We start from the raw sequence: 26,231 nt of genomic DNA on the forward strand, positions 1-26,231 counted from the left end.
TCTCCCGGGTCAGTCGGACCAGTTGAGGGTGGCAAGCAGCACGGTCGCCTTGTGACCCAGAGCCGCCGGTTGAAGAAGCGCCTGTCCGAGAAGGACTTCGCTCGTGATGGTTTGCGAATCGAAACGCCATGCGCCGCGCACGCCGATGCCGGCACCCGCGAGCGTCGGCCAGCCGCCTTGCGCGACGAGGTGCGTCTTGCCGCCGTCGAAAAACACATACGGCTCGATATGCGTGCCCTTGAACGACGGCGCGTTCTGCCACACCGCCTCGTTGCGCAGATAGAAGCCGCTGTCGCCGGAGAGACCGCCTTCGATGAAGCCGCGCACGGTGTCCATGCCGCCGAGAAAGATCTGCTCGTTGCCGTACAGCGCGTCGTGGCTGTACTGGCCGTGCAGCGTGCCCGAATAGCTCCACGACGTGCCGCCGAGATGGCCGAGCGTCATCTGCAGCGTCGCGGTCGCGTCGGCCATCGTGAACTGGCTGTGCGCGTCGGTCTCGTCGATGTCCGGCGCGTCGTGATTCGCGGAGAGCCACGGCAGCCCCTGCGAAACGCCGAGGTCCCAGGTGGCGGCCGCCGGCTGATCGTGCGCGACGAAACGATGCAAGCCGCTCACGCCCGCGCGCAGCACAGTCAGATCGACGGGCGACAGTTCGATGCCGTTGACGCTGCGCTCGGTGCGCATCTTCGTGAGCGTCACGTCGACGCTCGTGCGGCCGTCGTGCGAACGCGTGAGCACGTCGTTCCAGCCGAAGATCTGGCTGAACGTACGGCCGTCGAGCAGCGCGGTGTCGCCGATCGCCTGCTGATACTCGGACAGCGAGCCCGTATAGCTGAAGGTCTGATAGCCGAACGGCGCGGCCCCCGAGAACACCAGTGCGTTGCTGTCCTGGGTGCCCACGTAGTTCAGCGACAGCGATTCCTGCAGGCCGATCAGGTTGTCCGCTTCGACGCCCGCGCGATAGCGCACGCGGCCCGTCTCCGAGCTGCCGTAGTTGTCGAGGCCCGCGCTGTAGTCGATGCGATCGCCGTAGTGGTTCGTGATCGCGACGATCGAATCGCCCGGCGCTTCGCCCGGCATGATCTGGATCTCCGCCTGGTTGCGGCGCAGCCGGTTGATCTGGTCGACGCCCTGCTCGAGATCGGGCAGCCGCAGCACGTCGCCCTGGCTGTCGCCGAATGCCCATGCGGTGCCCGCGTCGGTCACGAGACCGCCGCCGTGCGTGTCGAACGGCTTCGCGTGCGGATCTGCGGGACGCAGCGGCTTGCCGTTCAGCGTGAACGCGGCCACATGGCCCGCGACGATGTCGATCTTCAGCGTGCCGGACGCGAGATTCTGCGGCCCGAGGTACGCGCGCGTCGTGATGTAGCCGCGCGCGATGAACGCTTCGGTCAGGCGGCGCAGCAGCAGATTGATGCGGTTGCGGCCCAGCTCTTTGCCGATGAACGGCTGCGCGATCGTGTCGAGTTGACGCTGACCCAGCACCTTGTCGCCGGTGAATTCGACGTGCGTGATGCGGAACATCGGCGCAACGTCCGGCAAGGTTTCGACATCGGCGCCTGCCGGCAGATTCGGCGCGCCCGGCGAGGCCGGCGCGGCGATCTGCGCGGGCGTCTGCTGGATCTCGTCCTGCCGTTGCTGATTGCGCTGGTCCTGCAACAGCCGTTGCGCCGGATCCTGGGTTGGACGCGCACCCGCAATGGCGCCCGCGCCCGGACCGCCAGGCCCCGGGCCCGCACCGGGCGGCGGGCCGCCCGCAAACTGCGCGTGCGCGCGCAGCGCCGTGACGGCCGCCAGCACGCCGACACCGCGCGTGAGGATTCGCGTGATCCGTTCGCGGCGCGACATACGCCGGGCTCGCGCGGTCACAGTCCAAACCATGACACGAGCCCGATGTTGTTGTGCGACGTGATGTTGACGGGTGCCGTGTACGGCGCGGCGATCGTCACGATGCCGCGCTTCGCGTTCACCCCGCCCGGCGCGCTGAACACACCGCCCTGTATGTCGCCTTCGCCCGTCAGTTCGACCTGCCCCGATCCGCCGACGAAAAGGCCGCCCGTATCCGACGCGTAGATCGCGGACCACGTATTGCCGAACCAGGCCTTCAGGTTGTGCACCTCGTTGATCGTCGTATAGCCGAGCACGCCTTCGGCGAGCGTTTTCGGCGCATCTAGCGTGAGCTTGCCAATCGCATCGACGGTGCCGCCAATGTTGCTGATCTGCGTGCCGGCTTTCAACGTGATGTCGTTGTTCGCTTCGATCGCGCCGCCGTACACCTGCACGTCGCTCGATGCGCTCGAGCGGCAGAAGATGAAGCACGACTGGCTGAACGACGCCTGCCCGGTGAACACGCCCTGCGTGAGCAGGTTCTGCGCGGCCGCGATCGAGATCGAGCCGCCGTTCGACAGGATCGAGCCGCCCACGTTGGACACGTTCGCGCCGGAGATCGACACATTGCCCGCATCGGCGGTGATGTACGACAGCGCGTTCGGGTTGTCGAGCTCGCCGTAGTCGACGTCGAAACTGCGGTTGCGATGGCGCAGGAACAGGAACGTGTTGCCCTCGCTCGACGTGATCACCGGCACGCCGCCGTCCACACCGTTGGAGTGATCGACGATGTTGTCGACGTCGCCGGTCGCGGCAATCGACACGTTGTCGTTCGACAGGATCCGCGCGTTCTCGTTGGTCACGCTGCCGCCCGCCGTGATCGACACGTCGTCCTTCACGCCGAACAGGATCGCGAGGCCGCCCGTCGTCAGCGTCTGGTTCAGCACGTTGCCGCCTGCGTTCAGCGTGACGGCGCCGTGCGATGCCGAGTCTGTGGTGGTCGTGGTTTCGCCCTGGATCAGCGAACCGATGTTGTCGATGTCGCCGCTGCTGGTCAGCACGACGCCCGCCGTCGCGGACGCGACCGTCGACCCGTTCGCCGCGCTGTCCGCGCTTAGCGCGATGCCCGCGCCGCTCAGGTCGATCCCGGTGTTCGCGAGCACGCTGCTGCCCGTCAGGTTGAGCGCCTGCGCAGTGGCAAGCGTCACGCTGCCGTTGCTCGCGCTGAGCTGCGCGTCGTTCAGCGTGATGTTGTCCTGCGTCTGGAAGCTGAGGTTGTTCGCCGCGCTAACCGTCGTGTTCGATATCTGCACGCTACCGTTCGACGTCAGCGTGAAGTCGCCGAGCGATGCGCTGAGCGGCCCGGCGCTGCGCACGCCCGGACCGTGGTCCGTGACGATCAGCTCGACGCGGCCGCTCGTCAGACTGCCGGCGGCAGTGATGTCGATCGCGAACGACGTGGCCGTGGGCGGCGTCGATGCGGCTTGCGCGGTCAGCCAGTCGTTCGCGTTGTCCGTCGGCGACAGGCCCGTGTTCAGCGTCACGCTGCTCGTGCCCGCGACGAGGCGCGTGAGCGCCGTGGACGACGTGAACGTATTCGCCAGCGGTCCGTCGATCTGGATGTTCTTCGCGATCAGGTCGAGGTCGACGAGCGCGCTGGAGAGCCCCTGCGGACCGACGACGATCGTGCCGCCGGACGTCGCGATCTGCACATTGCGCTGGTACGCGCCGGGCGCGATCTGCACATCGTCGAAGCTGACCTGGCCGGTCGTGAGCGCGACGTGTCCCGTTCTGACGAACGAACCGCCGTTGACCGTGATGCCGTTCGGATTCGCGAGCACGACGTTGGCGGTCGGCCCGGTCACGTCGATGGCGCCTTCGATCAGGCTGGGATTGGTGCCCGTGACCTGATTGACGATCGTTCTCGCGTTGATGCCCGTGTTATTCAGCGTCGCGCCCGCCGAGCCAACGCTGAACGAGCTGTAGGTGTTCTGGGACACGCCATACACCGCGGGTGCGATGCTGACGGTCTGATGCCCATTGCTGGCCGTCGACACCGTTGTCGACGTATGTCCGTCCGCGACGATGCCGCCTGCGAACGAAGCCGCGGGCCACATGGCACATAGCAATAGCAGGTACGGCACGACGCGCGGAACCCCGTTGCCCGCGGCGCGCCCGATGTTGGAGCGGCTACCCATTGTTCTTATTCCGTCCGGCATTTCCGCCGGCGGACTCTCGATACGTTCTTGATTTCAGCGCGCACGGCCGGTGCGCGGCATTCCTTAGACGAATGTCGTCACATTCAAGGAAATCTTTAGAAAGTTTTTAGAGAAATTTTTCAGGGATCGAGCAAATACCCGTTTTAGCTGGGGTTGCGAATGCTTTAGCGCCAGTAAGCGCTCGCGGCCATGAAGGAATATTGGGTGAAATGACGGAATTAGCGGCATTCAAGCGACGACGCATCTGGCATTCATTTCAGAACGCTTGCATAAAACTACAGTCTTTCCGGCCCTGGCGAACCCGCGCACGAATATCAACGCTTTAGCGGGAGAGGAAAGGCTGAAAATTGCCGTCAGGAATTCCTGATATTCCGGTCGGGATAAAAGCCCGTGCCGTGCGCGCGATTTTACTGTTCTGCGAACTTCCGCGCGTTCTTCGTGGAATATGCGTCGATCCTGGCCCGCTTCGCAGCACTACTGCACTCTCCTCACAACGGCCGCAAATGGAGACAGGGCAAGGTTGTGCGGGTCACACACCCTCTGTAGCGCGCCATTTTTCCCGTAAGGCATCCGTAGCTTCCGGTTCCCGCATGGCTTCGGTCGACGGCGGGACTGTCAGCTTTTCATAAGCTTAAGAGCCTCATCAGGACGCCGTTTACCCGATCACTAAACGCAATCTTTGCAGCACCGCGACGGCCATCGCTCTCCCCACCACGCACCACTTTTTCTGTGATTCATTTGAGAGCCGCTAAATGAAAAGTTTCACCCAGACGATCCGCTTCCGGATCATCCTCGTGCTTGGCATCTGCGTCGTGCTGACCGCCGCAGTCGGGTCCTTCGGCATCTTCGGGCTCGCGAAGCTCAATGGCTTTCTGCGCGACAGCTACACCGGCAACGTCATGCCGATCATCGATCTGAACGAGGTGCGCGCGGCGCAGCTCGATATCCGTCTGCGGGCGCGGCGCATTGCGACTTTGCATGACGCATCGGCAGTCGAGACCGAGCAGAAGGGGATACAGGACAATCTCGCGCGTATCGACAAGGCATGGAGCGACTACTACCCGTCGGGTGTGACGAGCGCCGATGAGCGCGTGGTCGCGGACAAGCTCAACGCCGCGCTGCCGGATCTCAAGCAGTACGTGACCGAAGTGAGCGCGGCGGGCGCCGGCAACGCGGAAGCGCTCGAAGCCATTATCGAGCGACATCAGGCCGCAGCCGCGGCGTTCACCGATCTGATCGCGCAGGATGTCGTGATCAACCAGACCGGGGCGAAGGAATTCACCGAGCAGAGCGAATCCGTGTTCCATCGCACGCTGGCAATCGCGCTCACGCTCGTGATCGGCGGCATCGTGCTCACGCTGGTGGCGGCGGTCTACCTGCTGCGCGCGATTTCGCGGCCGCTCGACAAGGCGATCGGCGTCGCAAACGACATCGCCGACGGCAAGCTCGAAAATCGCATCACGGTGGACTGCGGCGGCGAATTCGGCACGCTGCTCGACTCGCTCGCGCGAATGGACAAGCAGCTGTCGGGCATCGTGCGCGGCATCGTCGGTTCGGCGGAAAACGTGACGAGCGCGTCGCGTGAAATCGCGAGCGGCAACACCGACCTGTCGTCGCGCACCGAACAGCAGGCTGCATCGCTCGAGGAAACGGCCGCGAGCATGACGCAGCTCACCGAGACCGTCAAACACAACTCCGAAAACGCAAACCACGCGAATTCGCTCGCCAGCAGCGCGACCGATCTCGCGACGCGCGGCAACGACGCGGTCCAGGCGATGGTCGGCACGATCGAGCGCATCAGCAGCAGCTCGGCGCGCATCTCCGACATCACCGGCGTGATCGAAGGCATCGCGTTCCAGACCAACATCCTCGCGCTCAACGCGGCCGTGGAAGCGGCGCGCGCCGGCGAACAGGGCCGCGGCTTCGCGGTGGTCGCGAGCGAAGTGCGCAGCCTCGCGCAACGCTCGGCCTCCGCCGCGAAGGAGATCAAGGAGCTGATCGTCTCGTCGGTCACGACGATCGAGGACGGTACGCGCCAGGCCGCCGAAGTCGGCACGACGATGGGCGAGGTCAAGCACGCGATCAAGCAGGTGTCCGACATCGTCGGCGAGATCGCGGCCGCGTCCGAGGAACAGAGCCGAGGCATCAACCAGATCGCGCTGGCCGTCACGCAGATGGACGAAGTGACGCAGCAGAACGCGGCGCTCGTCGAGGAAGCGGCGGCCGCGGCGCACTCGCTCGAACAGCAGGCCGATCAGCTGAAAACGGCCGTTGCGGTGTTCGAGCTCGCCGGCTAAGCTTCGCCCACCCACGCAATACGATGAACGCGCCATGAATTTCATCCGGATGCGCGGTGCCGCAAGCACCGCGCTGATGCGAGCGCAGTACCGTGCGTTCACGCGTCAGATTCCGCTGCTATATCTCACGCTGCTCGCGAACAGCGCGGCGGTCGCTTTCACGTTCCGTTCGCTCGCGCCCCCGTGGCTCGACTGCTATCTGCCCATCGGCCTCGGCTGCGTGTGCGTGGTGCGCCTCGCGATGTGGCTGCGTGCCCGCGAGCGCGAGTTCGACCGCTCGCAACTGATCCGGCGCCTGCGCGTCACGATGATTCTCGTCGTGGTGCTCGGCGCCGCGTTCACATTCTGGGGTCTCGCGCTTTATCCGTACGGCGATGCGTACGCGCGCGGGCACGTGGCGTTCTACATGGGCATCACCGTGATCGCCTGCGTGTTCTGCCTGATGCACCTGCGCAGCGCCGCGCTCGTGCTGGCCGCGATCGTCAACGTGCCGCTGGCCGTGTTCTTCCTGCTGACGGGCAACCCTGTCTTCATCGCGATCGCGCTGAACATCGTGCTCGTCTCGGGCTCGATGATCGTGATCCTGCTGATCTACTACCGCGATTTCGCCGATCTCGTCGAATCGAAAGAAGCGCTGCTCACGCAGCAACGCACGCTGCAGGAGCTGAGCGATCTCAACCACAGTCTCGCGAATCTCGACCCGCTCACCGCATTGCCGAACCGCCGGCGCTTCTTCAGCGATGTCGAAGCGCTGATTGGCAGCGCGCAAAACACGATGTTCGCGGTCGGCATCATGGACCTCGACGGCTTCAAGCAGGTCAACGATCTGTACGGCCACGTCGCCGGCGACCGCGTGCTCGTCGAGACCGCGCAGCGGCTGCGCTCGCTCGTCACGCCGTCGGTGACCGTCGCGCGTCTGGGCGGCGACGAGTTCGGCATCATTGCCCGCGACCTGAGCAACGCCGAACGCTTCGCGTCGTTCTGCGCGGAGCTCACGCGCATCTCGGCGCTGCCGCACACGACGAACGGCATGACGACGCGCCTGTCGGGCTCGCTCGGTCTCGCGATCTATCCGCACGCGGGCGCATCGGCGGAACAGCTGTTCGAGCGCGCCGACTTCGCGCTGTTTCATGCGAAGACACATAGCCGCGGCCAGGCCGTCACCTTCTCCGCCGAGCACGAAATCCAGATCCGCCGTTCGAGCGCGGTCGAACACGAGCTGTGTCACTCGGACCTGCGCGAAGAGCTGTCGCTGATGTACCAGCCGATCGTCGATCTGCGCACTGGCCGCGTGACGGCGTTCGAAGCATTGGCGCGCTGGCGCAATGCGCGGCTCGGCCCGGTTGTGCCGAACGAATTCATTCGCGCGGCCGAGCACTGCGGGATGATTCACGAGATCACGCTGATACTGCTCGAACAGGCGCTTGCGTTTTTGCGCCGCTGCCCGCCCGCGCTCAGTCTGTCGTTCAATCTGTCGGCGCTCGACGTCGCATCGGCCGAAGCGGTCGACCGGATCGTCGCGCTGCTCGCCACGCATCGCGACATCGCTTCGCGCATCCGCTTCGAAGTCACGGAGACGGCGTTCGTGCGCGATTTCGAACTCGCGCGGCGCGCGATCCTGACGCTCAAGGCGCACGGCGCGCGCGTCGCGCTCGACGACTTCGGCACCGGCTTTTCCAGTCTCAGCTCGATGGACCAGTTGCCGATCGACTGCATCAAGATCGACAAGAGCTTCATCGACGACATCGTGCTGCGCGAGCGCTCGCAAAGCATCGTCAAAACGGTGTTCGACCTGTGCAAGAACCTGCAGCTCGAATGCGTCGTCGAAGGTGTCGAAGCGCTGCAGCAGATCGACGTGCTGCGCACGCTCGGCTGCGCTTACGTGCAGGGCTATGTGTTCAGCCGGCCGCTCGCCGAACGCGACGCACTGGCGCTCGACGTGCAATCGCCGCTGCGCCTGCCCGCGCGCGAAGCGGCGGTGGAATAGCGCCCGCTGCAACACGCGCGATGTGGCGTGTCGTGGCCCTTCAGCATTCGTCCAGCGAGTGCTCTTCCGGCGACGCGGCCTTCGCGTGCAGCGCATGGCCACGCACCGCTTTGCCGCCCACCAGCGCCACCACCAGCGCCGCGAGCAACAACACGCACAGCGCGAGCCTCAGGCCGAACAGTCCCGCGCCGAAGCCGATCACCGGCGGCCCCACGAGAAAGCCCGCGTAGCCCGTGGTCGCCGCCATCGATACGCCGACGGCCGGCGTCGGCGTCGAGCGTCCTGCCGCGCTGAAGATGACCGGCACGACGTTGGCCAATCCAATGCCGATCAGCGCGAAGCCCGCGACTGCAGTCACGACGCCCGGCAAGCCGAGCACGAGCGCGAGCCCCGTCGCGGCCAGCAGGCCGCCAAGCGAGACGACCGTGCTCGGCCCCAACCTGCGCACCGACGCATCGCCCACCACGCGGCACGCCGCCATCGAAAGCGCGAACGCCGAATAGCCGAGCCCTGCCGACGCCGGATCGCGCGTCAACACCGAGCGCAGAAACACCGCGCTCCAGTCGGCGACTGCGCCTTCCATCATCATGCAGAGAAACGCGAGCGCGGCGAGCTTCATCACTGCGCTGCTCGGCATCGCAAAGCCCGCGCTCGCGGCTTCCACGCGCGGCCCGATCGCGCGCAGCGCGGCCAGCGCGGCGCCCACGATCAACACGCCGACCAGCACGTCGGGCACCAGCAGCCCACCCGCCACGCCGACGCCGAGGCGCTGGATCAGCGTGCCGATCGCCGCGCCGGACAGGCCGCCCGCGCTCCACGCTGCATGAAACGACGACATGATCGGCGCGCGCCATTCGGTTTCGATCGCGCTCGCGTGGCCGTTCATCGACACATCGAGCGCGCCGTTGGTCGCGCCGAACAGCAGCAGCGCGACACACAGCAGCGGATAGCTGGGCGCGAGCGCGGGCAATGGAAACGTGACGATGAACAGCACGCCAAGCAGCGCGGTGGCGCGGCCGCTGCCCAGGCGTGGCGCGAGCCGTCCCGCCATCGGCATCGCGACGATCGCACCGAGCGCGAATGCGAACAGCGCGATGCCGAGCGCGGTGTCGGAGAGCGCGAGATGATCCTTCACGCGCGGCACCTCGACCGCCCACGCGCCGATCGCGAAACCGTTCGCGAAGAACACGGCGACGGTGGCGAACCGCTCCTTCAGCGGCTTGTGATGGAGTACGACGGACGCCGTCATGCGCCCTCCACCAGCACGGAACCGCAGACCTTGCGCAGCTGCGTGAGGCGCGCGGGCTTCACGTCCGCTTCGACGATCAGGTAGTCGAGCGTGGCGGCCGGCGCGACGACGAACGGCGCGGACGTCATCAGCTTTGACGACGTGACGGCGGCGGCCACGAGGCCGCTCGACTGCACCATCGCGCGCTTCACTTCCGCGTCTTCGGCGTCGAACGCGGCGATGCCCTCGGCCGGATCGAGCGCGCAGGCGCCGAGGAAGCACAGGTCCGCGCGGATCTGCTGCACCTGCGCGAGCGCCGTCGCGCCGACCGCGCCGCCCACGCGCGCACCCACCGCGCCGCCGACCAGGATCACCTTGAAGCCGGAGCGGCCAATCAGCCGAAGACACGCTTCGGGCGACGTGGTGATCACAGTCAGATTCGCGTGATCCGGCAACGCCGCCGCGATCTCGATGTTGGTCGAACCCGCGTCGAGCAGCACGACCTGCCCCGGCTGCACGATCGATGCGGCCGTTTTCGCGAGACGCGCTTTTGTCGCGCGGTCTTCCTGCATGCGCGCCGCGATCGGCAGATCGGACGGAGAATTCAGCAGCGCGCCGCCATACACGCGCTTGCAATGACCGGCTTCGGCGAGATCTCGCAGATGACGGCGGACGGTGTGCTCCGAGGTATTGAGCTCCTCCGCGAGCGCCGCGGCGAGCACGCGGCCGTCGCTGCGCAGCCGCTCGAGAATCAGCCGCTCGCGTTCGTCGGGCATCAGCCCTTCCATCGCGTCCTGTCGCGTTCGCTGCATGGGCTCGTCTCCGTTCGTGCAAAATCGATCATAAACGAGCATAAAATAGCGTAAACGGGCGGCGCGTGCAAATGCGCACGCAGCGACGCGTCAATCGTTTGCGGCGAAGCGTTCGAATCGGGATGGAGGTTTAGCGCGAGAACGGCTTGAAGACGCAACGCACTACGGCGTTACCAGGAAACGGGAGAGCGCGGGAGAGGACTGGAGAAAACGAAAACCGCGGAGCAAGCCGCGGGTTCGCCAAAGACGGGTTGAAACTCTCAGGTTCCAGCAAGTGGTGCAGCCACCTGTCCGGCGACAGAAACGGGCCATGTGCTGAAGCGAGATGATGCGTGGCGCCGTCCGTCGGTTGATCCCGACACTTTATGCGGAACGACTCCACCGCGTCACCCCTCTTGACATTGATCCCCGAGCTGCGCTAGCGGCTAGTTTACCTGCGCGGACGCAAACGGGCGCGATCCCCAGGTAGCGGAATCGTCGGCAGGGCTGCTGTCGTGGACCGTCGATGGATTCCACGCGGGCAAGCCGGCGGCCACGCAGTCCGCGATCGACGCGTTGCGCGCGCTGAAGTGCACTTCCACGCGGCGCAGCTCGCAGTCGTGCCCGGCCGGCTGTGCGTCGAGCACGCGCCGCGCGGATGCGGCATCGGGGAACAGCTGCGCGGTGTCGAGCCCCTGGGGATTCAAGCCGGACCAGAACGGAATGCCGAAGTCCTCGCGCAGGAACACGCCCCAGCGCGGGCTGTACACGACATACGCGACCTTGCGGTCCGACGCCGCGGCAAGCAGGCCGCGTTCTTCGGCCACCTTCGCCGCCTGGATCAGGTTCTTCGCCGACAGCTTGCTGCGAATGGACGGCGTGATTTTCGCGCGCATCGCGGCCTTCGATACGCCCGCGCGCTCCCGCGCCATTTCGGCGGTGCCGCCCTTCGCGATGACGTCGAGGATCTGCAGTTCGGCGGTATTGAGCCCGGATTGCCGGAGCGCGGCGTAGCGTTCCTGGCCCAGATACCAGTTCAGCACCGCGAACGACAGCGCGCGCAGCAGCACCTCGTTGCGGCGTAGCGGCTCCTCGCCCTGCTCGCCCGGAATCACCGGCGACGTCACGTAGAGCGCGCCGAACTTGCCGGAGCGCGGCGCATGCGCCGGATGAACCGCGAAACTGCTCAGGCCGATGGACCGCACGAACTTGCCCATCTCGAGCCGGCTACCCGTCAGGTTCTCGAGCAGGCCGAGGTCCGACGAGTAACAGGGCGAGTGCGAACGGCCCGCGTGGGTGAGGAACGGATCGGTGGCGAACCACGTCTCGTCGATATAGTTCGTGATGGCCAGCGTGTCCTGCGGCCCCGTGGTCAGAATCCGGTGGCTCACCAGGTTGCCGTCCTTGCCGCGGCCGTTGAGCATGTACAGCGCGTTGCTGCCGCCAAGCGCACGCGCGGCGCTGAGCAGATGCAGCGCCACCGTGGCTTCGTCGGGCGCGCGCTCGATCGCGGAGATCGCGTCCACCACGGTCGCCGCGCTGCCGAGCACCGCGGGCAACGCCGGCGGCCTGAAGCCCGCCAATTCCTTGACCAGTTCGAACACCGACGCGCGAAAGCTCGGCTCGACCTTTTCGTTGCGCAGCAGCGCATCGAGATTGTCGTCGGTCGCGACGACGAGCTGGCGGACATCGACGGCGCCTCTGGCCGTTTGACTGGACTGCTTGACGCGCTCGACCATCACGGCTTCAACGCATTCGAACGCGGAAATGGTCAGGACGACGGAGCCGACAAAGAATTGCAGTCGATTTTGCATGGAAAGGAGAAGAGACGTCGCCTGTGACTTGCCCTGAATAAACGCTGGCCCGAAGTATAAGGGTTATCGAGATAGCTGGCTTGGCATCTGGCACGCATTGCTTGCGTTGTCCACGATGTGCGCGTTGTCCCTCGATGCGCTGCGACGCCATTACCATGAATTACACGAAAACTAACTGACTTGCGCAGATAGTTAGGGCACAATACTTTTACTCTCAGGTTCTGGTACGTCCCTCGGCGGCACTAGAATCCTTAACGGCCGCTTAAGCGGCCGTTTTTTTTGCAGCGCGGTGCCGCTTGGCGCTTCGTTCTTTACGGTTCAATGACACCTTTAAAGCCGTATGGCTAAAGGCGGGTAGGTCGAATCTGATAATTTTATAGGGATTTCCTTCCGCTCTTTTAAAGCAGCAAACGTTTCAATTCACGTCGCTTCATGGCGGTGCCTTCGTTTGCGTTACCCGCATCGCATCCGCTCGCCAGGCTCGCTTTCGGGAAATCCTGACCGCCTGCGATACCATTCGATCGCTGCGTTGCACGACCGCATCGAAGGCGCTTGCCGCCAGCTAATGGCGTGGCTAGCATCTGACCACGCATCCGCCAGATGCTTCGCCCACAGTCGGGCGTTGGACACTGGCCGGCACCTTCCGGACTGGGACCGAACACATGATCAACCCACGCACCGCCCCGCTCGCCGCATTGCTGCTGCGCGTCAGCCTCGGCATCCTGTTTCTCGCGCACGTCGCGCTGAAGATTTTCGTCTTCACCATTCCCGGGTTCGTCGGCTATTTCGCGTCGCTCGGCATGCCGGCGATCGCCGCGTATCTGACGATCGCGCTCGAACTGTTCGGCGGCATCGCGCTGATACTCGGCATCTACGCGCCGCTCGTCGCGATTCCGCTGGCGGTGGAAATGGCCGGCACCATCGTGATGGTGCACGGCGACAATGGCTGGCTGTTCACCAACAAAGGCGGCGGGTGGGAGTATCCGGCGTTCTGGGCCGTCGCGCTGATCGTGCTGGCCCTGCTCGGCGACGGCGCGGCCGCGATGCGTCCGCTGCGCAAGCGCGGCAGACCGATGTTGTGAACGGCTGGAGCGTGCCTACACGCTCCATTCGCGAATCAGGCCCGCGCCTGACAGCTTCGCGAGCGTCTGCTGGTTGGTCAGCGCGTTCTGCAGGTTGCGGTGCGCGATGCGCGCATGCTCGCGCATCAGCGCTTCGGCGCGCGCGCCTTCGCGACGCTCGATCGCATCGAGCACCGCGCGATGCTGGCTTTGCGCGACGATCAGCACATGATGCGCGTCCGGCGCCACCGCCTGCACCTTCACGAATCCGCTCGGCGATGCGAACGGCAACGCCATCACTCTCGCGAGCTGCTTTTCGACCACGCTGCTGTTGCACGTCGATGCAAGCAGCCGGTGAAAGCGCTCGTTGAGTTCCACATAGCGGGAGAATGTCTGTTCGGATAACCTGGCATCCGCCAGCACGTCGTCGATCTCGTTTACGCACGCATGCAGCGACGCCATCAGCTCCGGCTCGACACCGCGTTCCGCAGCGAGCCGCGCCGCGAGCCCTTCGAGCGTGCCGCGCAATTCGATCGCGTCATAGATCTCGGCGGTGGTGAACGAGCGCACCGCGTAGCCGCCCGACGGCAGCGGATCGAGCAGCCCTTCGTCCTGCAGACGCATCAACGCCGCGCGCACCGGCGTGCGCGACACGCCGAGCCGCTCGACGGTCCACAGTTCGGTGATGCGCGTGCCGGGCGCGAGTTCGCCCGCGAGAATCAGCTCGCGCAGACCCAGTTGCGCCTTCAGCGTTTGTGACGCCGAACCCGATGCGCCCGCGTCGGAAACCGGCTGTTCGTTGTGCTCCATCGCGATCCGTTCAGTTCACCTGCGAGACATCCGCGTTTCAGAGATCCAGCACCAGCAGCGGCGATTTCGAGCGCGAACAGCACGGCAGGAAGCAGTCGTTCGCCGCGCGTTCGTCGTCCGTCAGATAGACGTCGCGATGATCGGGCTCGCCTTCCAGCACGCGCGTGAGGCACGTGCCGCAAACGCCCTGCTCGCACGACGTCGGCACGTCGACGCCAGCGGCCGTCAACGCCGCGATCACCGTCTCGTCGTGATCGACCTCGACGATACGCCCGCTCGCCGCGAGCTTCACCTGAAATGCGCCGCTGGCTGCCGCATGGTCTTGCGCCGCCGCCGCGAAATACTCGCGATGCAGCTGCGCTTCGCTCCAGCCGGCCGCGCGCGCCGTATCGAGCACCACCGCGATGAAGCCGGCCGGACCGCACACGTACAGATGCGTGCCGGGCGCTGCTGCTGCAAGCGTCGCGGCGAGATCGATGCGCTCGGACACCGGCGCGCTGTCGAAGTATAGATGAGCGCATCCTGCAAAACGCGGCTCGGCGAGCCGATCGCGAAACGCGGCGCGCGCCGGTTCGCGCGTGCAGTAGTGCAGTTCGAACGGCGCGTCGAGTGCGGCGAGCCGCTCCGCCATGCCGAGGATCGGCGTGATGCCGATGCCGCCCGCGAACAGCAGCGAACGCGTCGCGCCTTCGCTAAGCGGAAAGTGATTCTTCGGCTCGCTGATGCGCAGCACGCTGCCTTCCGCAAGCGCATGCATCGCGACAGAGCCGCCGCGCGACGCCGGTTCGCGCAGCACGCCGATCACATAGCGATGCGTTTCCGCGGGGCTATTGCACAGCGAATACTGACGTACGATGCCGCCGTCGAGATGCACGTCGATGTGCGCGCCAGCGGTGAATGCCGGCAACGCAGCGCCATCTTCGCGAGCGAGTTCGAACCCGCAGATATCGTCGGCGGCCGCGAATTTACGGACGATGCGAACTTCCATGTGCGGCACCTCAGGAAGCAACAGCGGACGGCTGACCCGCACCGGACGCTTGCGACGCAGCCTGAGCCTGCTGCTCGGCCGCGATCAGCCGGTCGAGCATCTTGCGCGACTGCACACCGCCCGAGTCGATGTTGAGCTTCAGCAGATTGCGCGTGGAATGCGCGAGCAGATTGCGCTGCTGCGCTTCGAGCATCTCGAGGTCTTCTGCGAAAATCTTGCCCTGCCCTTCGCGGATCGTCGCGGTCAGCTCGGTATCGTGCGGCTTGAAGTTGCGCGCCATGCCCCAGAAGTACCAGATCGACGTGTCCGTCTCCGGCGTAATGAAGTCGACGACGACGCTCGACGCCTTGTGCCGCGCGTCCGCGTGATAACCGCCGTTGCCGGCATGCGCGACACCCACTTCGATCATCACGTGGCTCGGCGCGGAGAAGCGGCAGATCTGCCAGCGGTCGCAGGGCACGTTGTCGGCAAGGCCGTTGCCGCGCAACGCGGCGGCCCAGAACGGCGGCGGCGTAATGCCTTCCATGAAGCGACGCGTGACCACCGTCTCGCCTTCGAGCTTCGTTTCAGGCGCGGCTTCCTCGATTTCCGCCTGACCGATGCTCGACGCGTGCACGTACGTTTCGTGCGTCAGGTCCATCAGGTTGTCGATCATCAGACGGTAGTCGCACGCGATGTGATAGAGGCCGCCGCCATACGCCCACTCCGGGTTTTCCGCCCATTCGAGGTGATGGATCTTCGCGGGGTCGGCCTGTGCCGGATCGCCGGGCCACACCCACACGAAGCCGTAGCGCTCCACGGCCGGAAAACGCCGCAGCGCCGGAAAGCCGCCGACGCGCTGACCCGGCATCGACACGCACTTGCCTTCGACGCCCATCGTGAGTCCGTGATAGCCGCACACCAGTTGGCCGTCGCGCATGAAGCCCAGCGACAGCGGCGCGCCGCGATGCGGGCAGAAATCTTCGAGCGCGGTGACGGCGCCGTCGGCACCGCGGAAGAACACCATGCTCTCGTTGCAGATCTTGCGGCCGAGCGGCCGGCCTTCGATTTCGTCCGGCGTGCACGCGACGTACCACGCGTTCTTCAGGAACATTCAAGTCTCCTTATGTATACATCGTTATTCGAGGCGTTTGGATTGTTGCGTCAAGAAATTGCTTATTTCAAGGCTATTTCTCGAATTCCCCGCTTCACGGCGGAGCGGCTAGCCACCCGATGACGAACTCATTGTATACATTGATTGGAGAATGTCGAATCTTCTGGCGCGGGTTTACGGGTAAACACTGGCGATTTCCCGCGTGCCGCTTACCGCGCGCGCCGATGCTTGTCGAGCCTGTATGCAAACTGCGCGCGGCTTAGCCCGACGAGGCGCGCGGCCGCCGATACATTGCCGTCCGCGCGCGTCAGAGCATCGGTGAGCAGGCGCGCTTCGATCGCGTCGATCGACAGCGGCGCGTGCGCGGCGTCAGGCGAGATCGCGGCCGCAAGCTCATTCGCCAAGGGTTCGCCGCCTGGTCGCCCCGCCTTCAGCATGCCGCCGTCGACCGCATAGAACTGGTCCGCGGGCAACGGCTCATGACGGAACAGATGCGGCAGGTCGATCGGCACGCCGTCGTCGATCGCGATTACGCCGCGTTCCACCATGTTGCGCAGCTCGCGGATGTTGCCGGGGAACGCGTAGTTCAGCAGTGCGCGCCGCGCGCGCGACGTGAGGCCCGGAGTCGAGCGCGCATGTTCGCGACAGAACTGCGCGAGGAAGCGGTCGATCAGCAGCGCGATGTCGTCGCGCCGTTCGCGCAGCGGCGGAATCACGATCGGGAACACGTTGAGGCGGAAGAACAGGTCCTCGCGAAAGCGCCCGTGCTTTACTTCGTCGCGCAGATCGACGTTGCTCGCGGCGACTACGCGCACATCCACTGCCAGCGTGCGCAGCCCGCCGACGCGCTCGATCTCGCGCTCCTGCAATGCGCGCAGCAGCTTGCCTTGCGCCGCGAACGGCAGGCTCGCAATTTCGTCGAGAAACAGCGTGCCGCCCGACGCACGTTCGAAGCGCCCCGCGCGCGATACCAGCGCGCCGGTGAACGCGCCGCGTTCGACGCCGAACAGCTCCGCCTCGATCAGGCTGTCGGGCAACGCCGCGCAGTTCACCGCGACGAACGGGCTGGCCGCGCGCCGGCTGCGCCGATGCAGCGTCGCCGCGAAGCGTTCCTTGCCCACGCCGGATTCGCCCGTCAGCAGCACGGCCGCATCGGTCGGCGCGACGCGCATCAGCGCATCGCGCGCAGCGACGAAGGCGGCTGCGGTGCCGATCAGGTCGTCGTTGTGGGTTGTTGCGGTGGCGGCGGCAGTGCCGCTGCGCGGACGTGCCGGCATCAAAGAAGTGCCACCCCGATGTTCGTGCGTTTGCGCTCTCGCTGCTTCGCCCGTTGTCGACTCGCCTTCATGCGCGGCCATCGACGCAAGCGGCGCTTCCAGATATCGCAGATCGTCGGCGACATCGTCCCAGCGCGCCGCATCGCGTCCCACCACGCGGCAGGTCGCGCTGCCCATCGCGCGGCACTCCACTTCGCGGAAGATCACGAGCGTGCCCGTCAGGCCCGTCACGTAGCCGATCGCATAGCCGAGTTCCATCCAGCACGCGGGCTCGTTGCCGATCCCGTACGCGGCGATATGCTCATCAGCCTCCGACGCGTGATGCCACAGGAATTCGCCGTCATAGCGGCCCGTCTGCGCATCGAACGAGAAGTGCACGGGCTCGACCTTGACCACGCCTTCCAGCGCATGCAGCCGCGTGCCGGCGGCCAGCAGCGATGCACCGTCTGCATCCGGCCAGCGTTCGCGCACGAGCGCCGCATCGCGCGCGCCGGACGCGTAGCCCGCGCGCGTCAGCACGCCGCGCGCCCGCTCCGTGCCGAACGCAGCGATCAGCTCGCGCCGCAATGTGCCGAACGCGGCGCTGTGCAGCAGCAGCATGCGTTGATCGTCGAGCCAGATGCGACCGTCGCCCGGCGAGAAGAACAGGCATTCGGTGAGATCGCCGAACGTCGGCGCCGCGCCCGCATCGAAATGCGCACTGTCGCCAGGCTTCATCATCGCGCCCGAGATGCGCGCCGCCTCGGCAAGCGACACCCGCGCGAGCTGGGTGCGCGGCAACGTGAGCGGATCGGCCATCGTGTCTCCTTTCGCCGCCCTTGCGGCCACCGTTCGTTATTTGATGAAATGATCAAACCACATATCGATTATTTGATATAACTTTCATCAAATGCGCAATCCAGGCAGGACCCGATGTAGGCCCTGCATTGCGGAACGGCTTGCAGTGCGGCAACGGATCCCGCGCACAATCGGTGGCACGCCTCTTGCAATTTTGTCGCGACGCAAGCGTCCCGGACGACGCGCGCGATCCATTCCAACCAAGGAGACAACGACATGACCGACACTTCGCGCAACGCCCTCATCGATCACGCCTGCTGGGCCGGCCGCCTGTTCGGCGGCGCGGACGGCACGTGGTACCCGGCGAACGAAAGCCGCGACGTGATCGAACCGGCGACGGGCGAGCCGCTCACCCAGGTGGGCCTCGCGCGCGCGGCGGACGTCGAACGCGCAACCGCTGCGGCTGCCGCCGCGCAGCCGGCCTGGGCGGCACTCGCGCCGCGCGAACGCGCTGCCGTGCTGCGTCGCGCGGCCGCCGCGCTCGAACGCGAGCTGCCAACGCTCGCGCAATACATCGCGCGCGAAACCGGCGGCATTCTCGCGAAGGCCCAGCTCGAAGTGGCTGAAGCCGCGACGCAGCTGCACATCGCAGCGGGTCTGCCGTTGCAGCCGCAAGGCATCGTGCTGCCGTCGACGGCCGGCCGCCAGAGCTACGCGCGGCGCGTGCCGCATGGTGTGGTCGGCGTGATCTCGCCGTTCAACTTCCCGCTGATCCTGTCGATGCGCTCGGTCGCGCCCGCGCTCGCCACCGGCAACGCGGTCGTGCTGAAGCCGGACCCGCAGACGCCCGTCTCCGGCGGCTTCCTGATTGCGCGCGTATTCGAAGAAGCGGGCTTGCCGCCGGGCGTGCTGCAGGTGCTGCCGGGTGAAGCCGATGCGGGCGCCGCGCTCGTCGCCGCGCCGGAAGTCGGCATGATCGCGTTCACCGGTTCGACCGCGGCGGGCCGCAAGGTCGGCGAGCTTGCGGGCCGTCATCTGAAGAAGGTATCGCTCGAACTGGGCGGCAAGAACACGCTGGTCGTGCTCGACGATGCGGACCTCGACGTCGCCGCGAGCAACGCCGCGTTCGGCGCGTTCTTCCATCAAGGCCAGATCTGCATGGCCACTGGCCGTATCGTCGCGCATCGCAGCATCGCGGCCGAACTGACGAAGCGGCTCGTCGAAAAAGCGAACGGCCTGCCGGTCGGCAACCCGGCCAGCGGCACCGTCGCGATCGGCCCGATGATCAACGCGCGCCAGTTGCAGCAGGCCGATGCGATCGTGCGCGCGTCGGTGGAAGCGGGCGCGGTGCTCGAAGCGGGCGGCACGCACGAGCGTCTGTTCTTCAAGCCGACCGTGCTGTCCAACGTGAAGCCCGGCATGCGCGCGTTCGACGAGGAAATCTTCGCCCCCGTCGCGGTGGTCACGCCATTCGATACGGATGACGAAGCCGTTTCACTTGCAAACAGCACCGAATACGGGTTGTCCTGTGCGGTGATCGGATCGTCGCTGTCGCGCGCGAGCGCGCTCGGCGCGCGGCTCAAGTGCGGGCTGCTGCACATCAACGGCCAGACGGTGGCCGACGAATGCGTGAACCCGTTCGGCGGACGCGGCGCGTCGGGCAACGGCAGCCGCATGGGCGGCCCAGCCGATCTCGAGGAATACACGCAATGGCAATGGGTCACGGTGAAGGACGTGGCCGAACGCACGCCGTTCTGAGCACAGCCCGCACACGAACACACAACGACAAGGAGACTCCCGATGAAAATCAAGGCAGCCGTGGCTCGCGAAAAAGGCGGACCGCTCACACTCGAAACGCTCGAACTCGAAGACCCGCGCGACGACGAAATCCTCGTCCGCGTGATCGCGACCGGCGTGTGCCATACCGACATCGTCGTGCGCGACGGTCTGTTGCCGACGCCGCACCCGGTGGTGCTCGGCCATGAAGGCGCGGGCATCGTCGAACGCGTGGGGCGCAACGTGACGAAAGTCGCGGCCGGCGACGCAGTCGTGATGACCTACGATTCGTGCGGCCGCTGTCCGGCTTGCGCCGCGCATGCGCAGAGCTATTGCCACGCGTTCTTCCCGCGCAACTTCTTCGCGACGCGCGGCGACGGCAGCACGCCGCTGTCGAAATCCGGTGAACGCGTGCACGGCAATTTCTTCGGGCAGTCGTCGTTCGCGTCGCACGCGCTATGCAACGAGCGCAACGTCGTGAAGGTGCCCGCCGATGCGCCGCTCGAACTGCTTGGGCCGCTCGCCTGCGGCGTGCAGACCGGCGCCGGTGCGGTGATGAACGCGCTGCGCGTGCCGGCCGGTGCGTCGTTCGCGGTGTTCGGCGCGGGTTCTGTCGGGTTGTCGGCAGTGATGGCAGCGCGCGTGGTGGGCGCCACGCGCATCGTTGCGATCGATCTGCATGACGAGCGGCTCGATTTCGCGCGCAGCGTCGGCGCGACGCATACGCTGAATCCATCGCGCGACGACGTGGTCGCGTCGCTCACCGCGCTGACCGGCTACGGCATCGACTATGCGCTCGACACGACCGGCGTCTCGTCCGTGATCCGCCAGGCCGCCGACAGTCTCGCGCCGCGCGGCACGTGCGGCGTGCTGGGCGCGTCGGCACTGGGCTCGGAGATCGTGCTCGACGAGGTTCACTTCATGAGCGGCGGGCGGCGATTGATGGGCATCGTGGAAGGCGAGTCGACGCCGGAGCTGTTCATTCCGATGCTGATCGATCTGTATCAGCAGGGCCGCTTTCCGTTCGACCGGATGGTGAAGTTCTACACGCTCGACGAGATCAACGCCGCGATCGCCGATTCGCTCGAAGGTCGCGCGATCAAGCCGATCGTGCGGATGTAGTGGAAGTGCCGGGGCGCATGCGCGGGGTTTGCGTGCGCCCTGGTTTGCATGGGAGTCATCTCCCGCTCAGCGCGTTATGCGTGGTGAGTTATTTTTATCTTGTTTAGGATATTGCTGATATCCGCACCCTCTCCTGACAGTCCAGCATTGCCATTTCGCGACACCCCATTCGCTCTTGCGAACAGGACAACGAATCTATGGCAGAAGGACTTGAAGGAGACACGCTGCACCACCGCCAGACGCTGACTGGCGGGCAAGCGTATTTTTTCGACGTGCCCGGCGCACCAGAAGCGCAGGCGCTATCGGTCGTGTCGTTCGAAGCAACCGAACGGCTTGGCGAGCCGTATCGGATCGTTGTTCGCCTGACGCATCCGGACGCGCTTACGCGCGCCGATTATCTCGGCAAGGACGCCAGCTTTTCCATCGTGCCCGAGGGCATCGAAGGGCGTACCTTCGCCGGCTGGATCAGCGGCTTTAACGAACTCAAGACGACGCGCGATTTCACCAGCTATGAATTCGTGCTGGACGCGCATTTCGCGAGGCTCGCGCACGTCCGCACCAGCCGCATCTACCAGCACGTCACCGCGCCGCAGATCATCGAGCAGGTGCTGAGGCGGCACGGCTTCTTGGGCCATCAATTCAGTTTCCGGCTGCGCCGCCGATATCCGCAGCACGCGTTCCGCTTTCAGTATCAGATGGATGACCTCGCGTGGGTGCAGCTGCTGATGAAGCAGGAAGGCATCTACAGCTATTTCACCACGGGTGAGCATGGCGATGTGCTGAACCTGTGCGACGACATCGATCACTACGTCTATCAGCCGACGCTCGAGGTGCCTTATCGCGAGCCGGCGGGGCTGGCATCGCGGAACGATGCCGTGACATCGTTGAAGACCGTTGCGAGCACGGTGGCGCGGTCTTTCAGCGTCGCGGACTACAACCCGGACAACGCGTGGGAACGCTTGAAGGACGAGGCTAACGTCGCGTTCCAGGACACCACCACCTACGGTCAACCGTATGTGTGGGGCACGCATCACCTTGACGCACAAGGCGCGAAATGGGAAGCGCAGTTGCGGCACGAAGCGGCCTTTGCGGCGCAGATTGTGTATGAAGGGCAAAGCAGCGTTCTCGCATTGAGCCCCGCTCGTATTCTGCATATCGACAAGGCGTTGCCGGATGCGCCGAACGGCCAGGTAATCGTCGAGGTCGTGCATTGCGGCGCTCGGGACGCTGCTTATACGAACACGTATAAGGCGATACCGTCGGACCGACGCTTCAGGCTGCCGCTCGACGAGGCGAACTGGCCGAGAATTAGCGGCACGCTGAGTGCGCGCGTCACGTCGCCTGACAAATACCAATACGCGTACCTCACGGCGGCGGGCTACTACACGGTCAGGTTCGATGCTGATTTCGACGCATGGCCCGCTGGCGGTGAAAGCGTGCCGCTGCGTCTTGCCAAGCCATTTGCCGGCGCCCTGCAAACGGGCTTTCACTTTCCGTTGCTTGACGGCACCGAAGTGGCCATCGCGTTTCATGACGGCGATCCGAACCGGCCTTATATCGCTCACGCGATGCACAACAGCCATGCAGTGGATCTCGTCACGAGCGAAAACCGCTGGCTCTCGCGCAACGTGATCCGCACGCAGTCGGACAACAAGCTGCAGTTCGAAGACTGGCAGGGAGAAGAACACGTCAAGCTGTCCACGCCGCATTCCGGGAAAAGCCAGCTGACGTTGGGGCATATCGTCAATGGGAAGCGTGAGCGGCGCGGCGAAGGGTTCGAACTTCGCACCGATATGCAGGGGAGCGTGCGCGCCGGTGGCGGCATTCTGGTTTCGGCTTATGTGCAAAAGAATGCCAGCGGGTTGCAGACCGAGATGGACGGCGCGATTAGCCAGTTCAATTTGACGCAGGCTCAGGCTGAAGGGCTGGCTCGTTCCGCCTTCGTGGCTAAAGCGGAGGTCGCTGAGCTGAAGGCGGAAAACCAGTGGCTTAAAGAAGAGTTCCTGGGTCTTAAAAAGGCTGTCATTGCTTTGACTGCTCCCGATGGCATCGGTATGGCAACGCCAGGCCGCGTGATGATCTCTGCAGGCGGCGATATCAGCGCTGTGACGTCGTCGCGATTTAGCTTGAGCGCGGTGAAGCAGGTCGCCGTCGCGGCGGGCGAAGTCATATCGCTGTTCGCACAGTGCATGGGCATCCGCTTGATCGCGGCACGGGGCAAGGTCGCGATTCAAGCTCAGTCAGATGCAGTGGAAATTGTCGCGCACAAGAACATGCAACTCACCAGCGCGAGCGGCACGTTGACGGCCAATGCGGCCAACGGTGTTGTGCTGCAAGGCGGAGGTACCGCGTATATCAAGGTTCAAGGAGACAACGTCGAGATTGGGGGCGTGGGCGATCTTGTTCTTAAGGTGGCGGCTATCGATAAGCGTGGTGCTGGGTCGCTTGTTTTGCCGCTGCCGAAGTTTGATCTGGCGAATGTGCCGGGCAATGAGAAGTTCGTTGTCACCGATCAAATCGCCGGCCGACCTGCTCCAAGCCGCGCCTACAAGATCCAGGTGTCGGACGGTCGCATCGTGGAAGGCGTAACCAACGACAACGGTGAAACGTCACTGACGCTGAACGATGTCGCCCGGGGTCTCAAGCTGTTGATTTCAAGAACGAAGAAAGGAGTCTGATTCGATGGTCGACCAGAACGACAGGCCGGATGCGCTGCCCAGCGCACCGGACACTACACGCCCACAACGCTATCAACTCGACGTCGCAACCAACGTCGTGCCGATGCAGCGCGACCACCTTGGGCGTCCATTCTGGGAGTCGTACATGACGCCGGCGAGTTACGAGGTGTGGGCTGAGGCGCGTATTCCCCCGGACATGCCGGGCGTCATCATCTTTGTACACGGGGTGAATTCGGAGGGGGAGTGGTATGACGCGGCGGAAAAGGCGTTGTGTGAGGGGTTGAATGTGAGGCTCGGGCGGACGGACGAGAACAAGCTGGAAGCGAACGAATATTCGAATGAGAACGATGAACGCAGATTGCCAAGACGGCGAATCGCAAAGATGAAAAATTCTCCTGTCGTCCGATTCTACTGGGGCTATCGCAGCGACGATGTTGATTTAAGTCGATGGAAAGTCGCACTCCGTAACATCCAGGGCAACGATTTCTGGGCGCTCCAGTGCAGTAAGGACGAGGGACCGTGGTACTGGGGCGGCGGCCCGTTTCAGAACGGCACGAACAACCTTCAACAGCTCTGGAGTGAAAGAGGCTTTTCGCGCACGGTGTACGGCTTCGACATGCAACGCCTGAATACCGAGGTCGAACGACAACTGCAGGACGCGCCGCCTCGCCGTTATTACGCTCATGCTGCGCAACGCCTCGCCAATCTTGTCGATACGATCCGCGAAGAATATCCAGGCGACACCGTTTCTCTCGTATCGCATAGCCAGGGGACGATGATCGCGATGGCGGCAACTCTGCTCTGCAAAAAGCGGGCGCCCGATGCCGTGTTTGTCATGAATTCGCCGTTTGCGATGGAAGACAAGATGACGGACGCGATTACGTGCGGAAGAGAACGTCCGACAAGTGACGCACGCGTCAACACGTTTCGCGCAGTCGCGAACCGTATCAAGAGCGACAAGCGGGTATGGGCCGAGGATATGTTGAAGCAAGTGTATGTCGGCGTTTCTCAGGACATGCAGTTCTGGCGGCCCGATCTGAAGAACAACTTCGGCATACCCGAGCGAGACAATCATGGCCGCCTGTATGTCTATTTCACACCGCATGATCGGGTGATGGGTGCGACTCCATTGCAAAGCATAGGCTGGCAGGGCGTCAACGACACGCTGCTCGCGTCGCTTGGTGACACTGTCAAACAGCGCATGCTCGCGCGCAGCATGCCGGTCGGCGACGAGCCAGGTGTTCGGAGGTTCGGCACGCTGCCGCCCATTGCCGAAAGCGAGCTTGTTCCCGGTGCAAAACCTGCAGACTTCTGGAATGGCAATCGCGGCGTGCTCGGTGGACTCTTTGGCGTGACGAATATCTGGGCGGTCCCCAATGCCAACCAGACGGTGACGATCAATGCAGAGAAGGTGCCGAATCCGCTGACAGCGGATGAGATGACGTCGTTCGAAGAGTCGCGCGCGCACGCCCGAGAGTACGGGCTATTTGTTATGGACAAAAAGGATCCAGGTAAGGGGCACTACCAGGATCCGACGTTTCCATACTACAGGTCAATCCATCAGCCGGAACGCTACCTGACTCGCGATGATGCGTATCTCGAGCGAAGCGGAACCACACTTGAGTCGCGCGACGAGATGATCGAGCGCATCAGCAACTACAAGCCCGAGCCGACGAATCACAGCACCCTGCCGATGCACGCCGAGTTCATGAAGCGCGTGGTCGCGTGGGATCTGCCGGTCGGGTTCTGCGACGCCCATGAAGACCGGGAATTCTGGCATCGGCTCATCAGGATGGCGGACTGGACAAGCGGGTGGGACAGCTATTTCGATTACGGCACCCTCGAGAGCATCGACAGGCCAGGTGAAATCGACTGGACGTCAATAGCGGAAGAACTCAGTCAAGCGGAAGCGAAACGCATTCAATACGGGAAAAACTATCGTGGTTCGTAAGCTCTTTATATTCGTACTTTCAGTTATGGCGATTGGTTGCACGCCGCGAGTGCCATGGTCGTTCAATGAGGGCGATTTTGGGTCTGCGGAGAACTTGCCCTATGATTCGCCGCCGCAAGTGATCTATCGGATCGACGATCACCGCTTCGTTACGCTGGAGCATTACCGGGACTGCAATCACGGGCAATCGTTCTACAACGACACGAGGAAAGGCTTTCACGACAAGATCGGAAATGGCCTCTTCGAAAACTATCAGGGGACGATCGTCAACGCCGATCCGAGCGGCAACAATATCGTGCTTCCGTTTGCGGATCCACCGCGTGTCGTCTGCGGTGATCGAGGCTGCGCAACGTTTTTCTGGTACTCAACGGACGGCGGTGAGACGTTTCATACGCTCACCTATATGCCACATAGCTTCAATCCATACGAGGATTCAAAGCGGTACGCCATCGTCGTGGACAAGCTGCGCATCTATGTAGCAAAGGATCCCGGCCGCGATCCCTATGTGGTTTCGTATCCCCTTATTCCGGGTCTC

17 protein-coding genes are annotated in these 26,231 nt (G+C 64.4%); 8 read left to right on the plus strand and 9 right to left on the minus strand.

The genetic code is table 11. The features are described from left to right. Nucleotides 1–9: 9 nt before the first annotated feature. Both DVS29_RS01095 and DVS29_RS01100 read right to left on the minus strand, forming a co-directional pair. On the minus strand, nt 10–1,848 hold the full coding sequence (locus DVS29_RS01095) for a ShlB/FhaC/HecB family hemolysin secretion/activation protein (RefSeq protein ID WP_118178570.1): 1,839 nt from the start codon (nt 1,846–1,848) through the stop codon (nt 10–12). A gap of 17 nt (nt 1,849–1,865) precedes the next feature. Beyond that, nucleotides 1,866–4,025 (minus strand): two-partner secretion domain-containing protein, encoded by a 2,160-nt coding sequence (locus DVS29_RS01100; RefSeq protein WP_118178571.1) that lies wholly within the window; start codon nt 4,023–4,025, stop codon nt 1,866–1,868. 773 nt (nt 4,026–4,798) lie between these two features. On the opposite strand from DVS29_RS01100, the gene DVS29_RS01105 reads away from it, so the two are divergent. After that, nucleotides 4,799–6,343, plus strand: coding sequence for a methyl-accepting chemotaxis protein (locus DVS29_RS01105; protein WP_118178572.1), 1,545 nt, complete (start codon nt 4,799–4,801; stop codon nt 6,341–6,343). 34 nt (nt 6,344–6,377) lie between these two features. Beyond that, the gene (locus DVS29_RS01110; RefSeq protein WP_118178573.1) at nt 6,378–8,330 is read left to right on the plus strand and encodes a putative bifunctional diguanylate cyclase/phosphodiesterase; all 1,953 of its coding nucleotides are present in this window, start codon (nt 6,378–6,380) and stop codon (nt 8,328–8,330) included. A gap of 40 nt (nt 8,331–8,370) precedes the next feature. Here the strand turns inward: DVS29_RS01110 and DVS29_RS01115 are convergent, their stop codons facing one another. From DVS29_RS01115 to DVS29_RS01125, 3 genes are all read right to left on the minus strand, one after another. Beyond that, nucleotides 8,371–9,579 (minus strand): MFS transporter, encoded by a 1,209-nt coding sequence (locus DVS29_RS01115; protein WP_118178574.1) that lies wholly within the window; start codon nt 9,577–9,579, stop codon nt 8,371–8,373. Beyond that, nucleotides 9,576–10,370: a DeoR/GlpR family DNA-binding transcription regulator gene (locus DVS29_RS01120; RefSeq protein ID WP_118178575.1), complete on the minus strand. Its 795-nt coding sequence runs from the start codon at nt 10,368–10,370 to the stop codon at nt 9,576–9,578. Before DVS29_RS01120 ends, DVS29_RS01115 begins: the two co-directional genes overlap by 4 nt. Nucleotides 10,371–10,795: 425 nt before the next feature. Continuing rightward, complete coding sequence (locus DVS29_RS01125) at nt 10,796–12,088, minus strand: autoinducer binding domain-containing protein (RefSeq protein WP_164707814.1); 1,293 nt, start codon at nt 12,086–12,088, stop codon at nt 10,796–10,798. Nucleotides 12,089–12,825: 737 nt separating this feature from the next. Between DVS29_RS01125 and DVS29_RS01130 the strand changes: the two genes are divergently transcribed. After that, nucleotides 12,826–13,245, plus strand: coding sequence for a DoxX family protein (locus DVS29_RS01130; RefSeq protein ID WP_118178577.1), 420 nt, complete (start codon nt 12,826–12,828; stop codon nt 13,243–13,245). Between the two features lie 15 nt (nt 13,246–13,260). Here the strand turns inward: DVS29_RS01130 and DVS29_RS01135 are convergent, their stop codons facing one another. The 4 genes from DVS29_RS01135 to DVS29_RS01150 form a co-directional block, all read right to left on the minus strand. Beyond that, nucleotides 13,261–14,034, minus strand: coding sequence for a GntR family transcriptional regulator (locus DVS29_RS01135; RefSeq protein ID WP_118178578.1), 774 nt, complete (start codon nt 14,032–14,034; stop codon nt 13,261–13,263). Nucleotides 14,035–14,071: 37 nt separating this feature from the next. After that, nucleotides 14,072–15,022 (minus strand): PDR/VanB family oxidoreductase, encoded by a 951-nt coding sequence (locus tag DVS29_RS01140; protein ID WP_118178579.1) that lies wholly within the window; start codon nt 15,020–15,022, stop codon nt 14,072–14,074. Between the two features lie 10 nt (nt 15,023–15,032). After that, nucleotides 15,033–16,115 (minus strand): aromatic ring-hydroxylating oxygenase subunit alpha, encoded by a 1,083-nt coding sequence (locus tag DVS29_RS01145; protein WP_118178580.1) that lies wholly within the window; start codon nt 16,113–16,115, stop codon nt 15,033–15,035. Between the two features lie 209 nt (nt 16,116–16,324). After that, the gene (locus tag DVS29_RS01150) at nt 16,325–18,190 is read right to left on the minus strand and encodes a sigma-54-dependent Fis family transcriptional regulator (protein WP_118178581.1); all 1,866 of its coding nucleotides are present in this window, start codon (nt 18,188–18,190) and stop codon (nt 16,325–16,327) included. A gap of 255 nt (nt 18,191–18,445) precedes the next feature. Between DVS29_RS01150 and DVS29_RS01155 the strand changes: the two genes are divergently transcribed. The 5 genes from DVS29_RS01155 to DVS29_RS37155 all read left to right on the plus strand — a co-directional run. Beyond that, nucleotides 18,446–19,927, plus strand: coding sequence for a benzaldehyde dehydrogenase (locus DVS29_RS01155; RefSeq protein WP_118178582.1), 1,482 nt, complete (start codon nt 18,446–18,448; stop codon nt 19,925–19,927). Between the two features lie 42 nt (nt 19,928–19,969). Continuing rightward, nucleotides 19,970–21,067: an NAD(P)-dependent alcohol dehydrogenase gene (locus DVS29_RS01160; RefSeq protein WP_118178583.1), complete on the plus strand. Its 1,098-nt coding sequence runs from the start codon at nt 19,970–19,972 to the stop codon at nt 21,065–21,067. Nucleotides 21,068–21,264: 197 nt separating this feature from the next. After that, a complete protein-coding gene (locus DVS29_RS01165) occupies nt 21,265–23,745 on the plus strand; it encodes a type VI secretion system Vgr family protein (RefSeq protein ID WP_118178584.1) in 2,481 nt (826 codons plus the stop codon). Nucleotides 23,746–23,749: 4 nt separating this feature from the next. Continuing rightward, the gene (locus DVS29_RS01170) at nt 23,750–25,696 is read left to right on the plus strand and encodes a T6SS effector phospholipase Tle3 domain-containing protein (protein WP_118178585.1); all 1,947 of its coding nucleotides are present in this window, start codon (nt 23,750–23,752) and stop codon (nt 25,694–25,696) included. After that, nucleotides 25,686–26,231: glycoside hydrolase family 32 protein (locus DVS29_RS37155; RefSeq protein ID WP_164707815.1), on the plus strand; the 546-nt coding region annotated here is incomplete at its 3' end. The genes DVS29_RS01170 and DVS29_RS37155, both read left to right, overlap by 11 nt.

Origin of the sequence: Paraburkholderia phosphatilytica, assembly GCF_003443895.1 — a bacterium.
In the GTDB taxonomy this organism is placed as follows: Bacteria; Pseudomonadota; Gammaproteobacteria; order Burkholderiales; family Burkholderiaceae; genus Paraburkholderia; species Paraburkholderia phosphatilytica.

What these genes read in the sequence shown, in the direction of transcription:
- DVS29_RS01165 (WP_118178584.1), top strand. Translation starts at nt 21,265, where the DNA reads ATGGCAGAAGGACTTGAAGGAGACACGCTGCACCACCGCCAGACGCTG.
- DVS29_RS01130 (WP_118178577.1), top strand. Translation starts at nt 12,826, where the DNA reads ATGATCAACCCACGCACCGCCCCGCTCGCCGCATTGCTGCTGCGCGTC.
- DVS29_RS01105 (WP_118178572.1), top strand. Translation starts at nt 4,799, where the DNA reads ATGAAAAGTTTCACCCAGACGATCCGCTTCCGGATCATCCTCGTGCTT.
- DVS29_RS01095 (WP_118178570.1), bottom strand. Translation starts at nt 1,848, where the DNA reads ATGTCGCGCCGCGAACGGATCACGCGAATCCTCACGCGCGGTGTCGGC.
- DVS29_RS01155 (WP_118178582.1), top strand. Translation starts at nt 18,446, where the DNA reads ATGACCGACACTTCGCGCAACGCCCTCATCGATCACGCCTGCTGGGCC.
- DVS29_RS01140 (WP_118178579.1), bottom strand. Translation starts at nt 15,022, where the DNA reads ATGGAAGTTCGCATCGTCCGTAAATTCGCGGCCGCCGACGATATCTGC.
- DVS29_RS01160 (WP_118178583.1), top strand. Translation starts at nt 19,970, where the DNA reads ATGAAAATCAAGGCAGCCGTGGCTCGCGAAAAAGGCGGACCGCTCACA.
- DVS29_RS01135 (WP_118178578.1), bottom strand. Translation starts at nt 14,034, where the DNA reads ATGGAGCACAACGAACAGCCGGTTTCCGACGCGGGCGCATCGGGTTCG.
- DVS29_RS01120 (WP_118178575.1), bottom strand. Translation starts at nt 10,370, where the DNA reads ATGCAGCGAACGCGACAGGACGCGATGGAAGGGCTGATGCCCGACGAA.
- DVS29_RS01145 (WP_118178580.1), bottom strand. Translation starts at nt 16,115, where the DNA reads ATGTTCCTGAAGAACGCGTGGTACGTCGCGTGCACGCCGGACGAAATC.
- DVS29_RS01150 (WP_118178581.1), bottom strand. Translation starts at nt 18,190, where the DNA reads ATGGCCGATCCGCTCACGTTGCCGCGCACCCAGCTCGCGCGGGTGTCG.
- DVS29_RS01100 (WP_118178571.1), bottom strand. Translation starts at nt 4,025, where the DNA reads ATGGGTAGCCGCTCCAACATCGGGCGCGCCGCGGGCAACGGGGTTCCG.
- DVS29_RS01170 (WP_118178585.1), top strand. Translation starts at nt 23,750, where the DNA reads ATGGTCGACCAGAACGACAGGCCGGATGCGCTGCCCAGCGCACCGGAC.
- DVS29_RS01125 (WP_164707814.1), bottom strand. Translation starts at nt 12,088, where the DNA reads ATGGTCGAGCGCGTCAAGCAGTCCAGTCAAACGGCCAGAGGCGCCGTC.
- DVS29_RS01115 (WP_118178574.1), bottom strand. Translation starts at nt 9,579, where the DNA reads ATGACGGCGTCCGTCGTACTCCATCACAAGCCGCTGAAGGAGCGGTTC.
- DVS29_RS01110 (WP_118178573.1), top strand. Translation starts at nt 6,378, where the DNA reads ATGAATTTCATCCGGATGCGCGGTGCCGCAAGCACCGCGCTGATGCGA.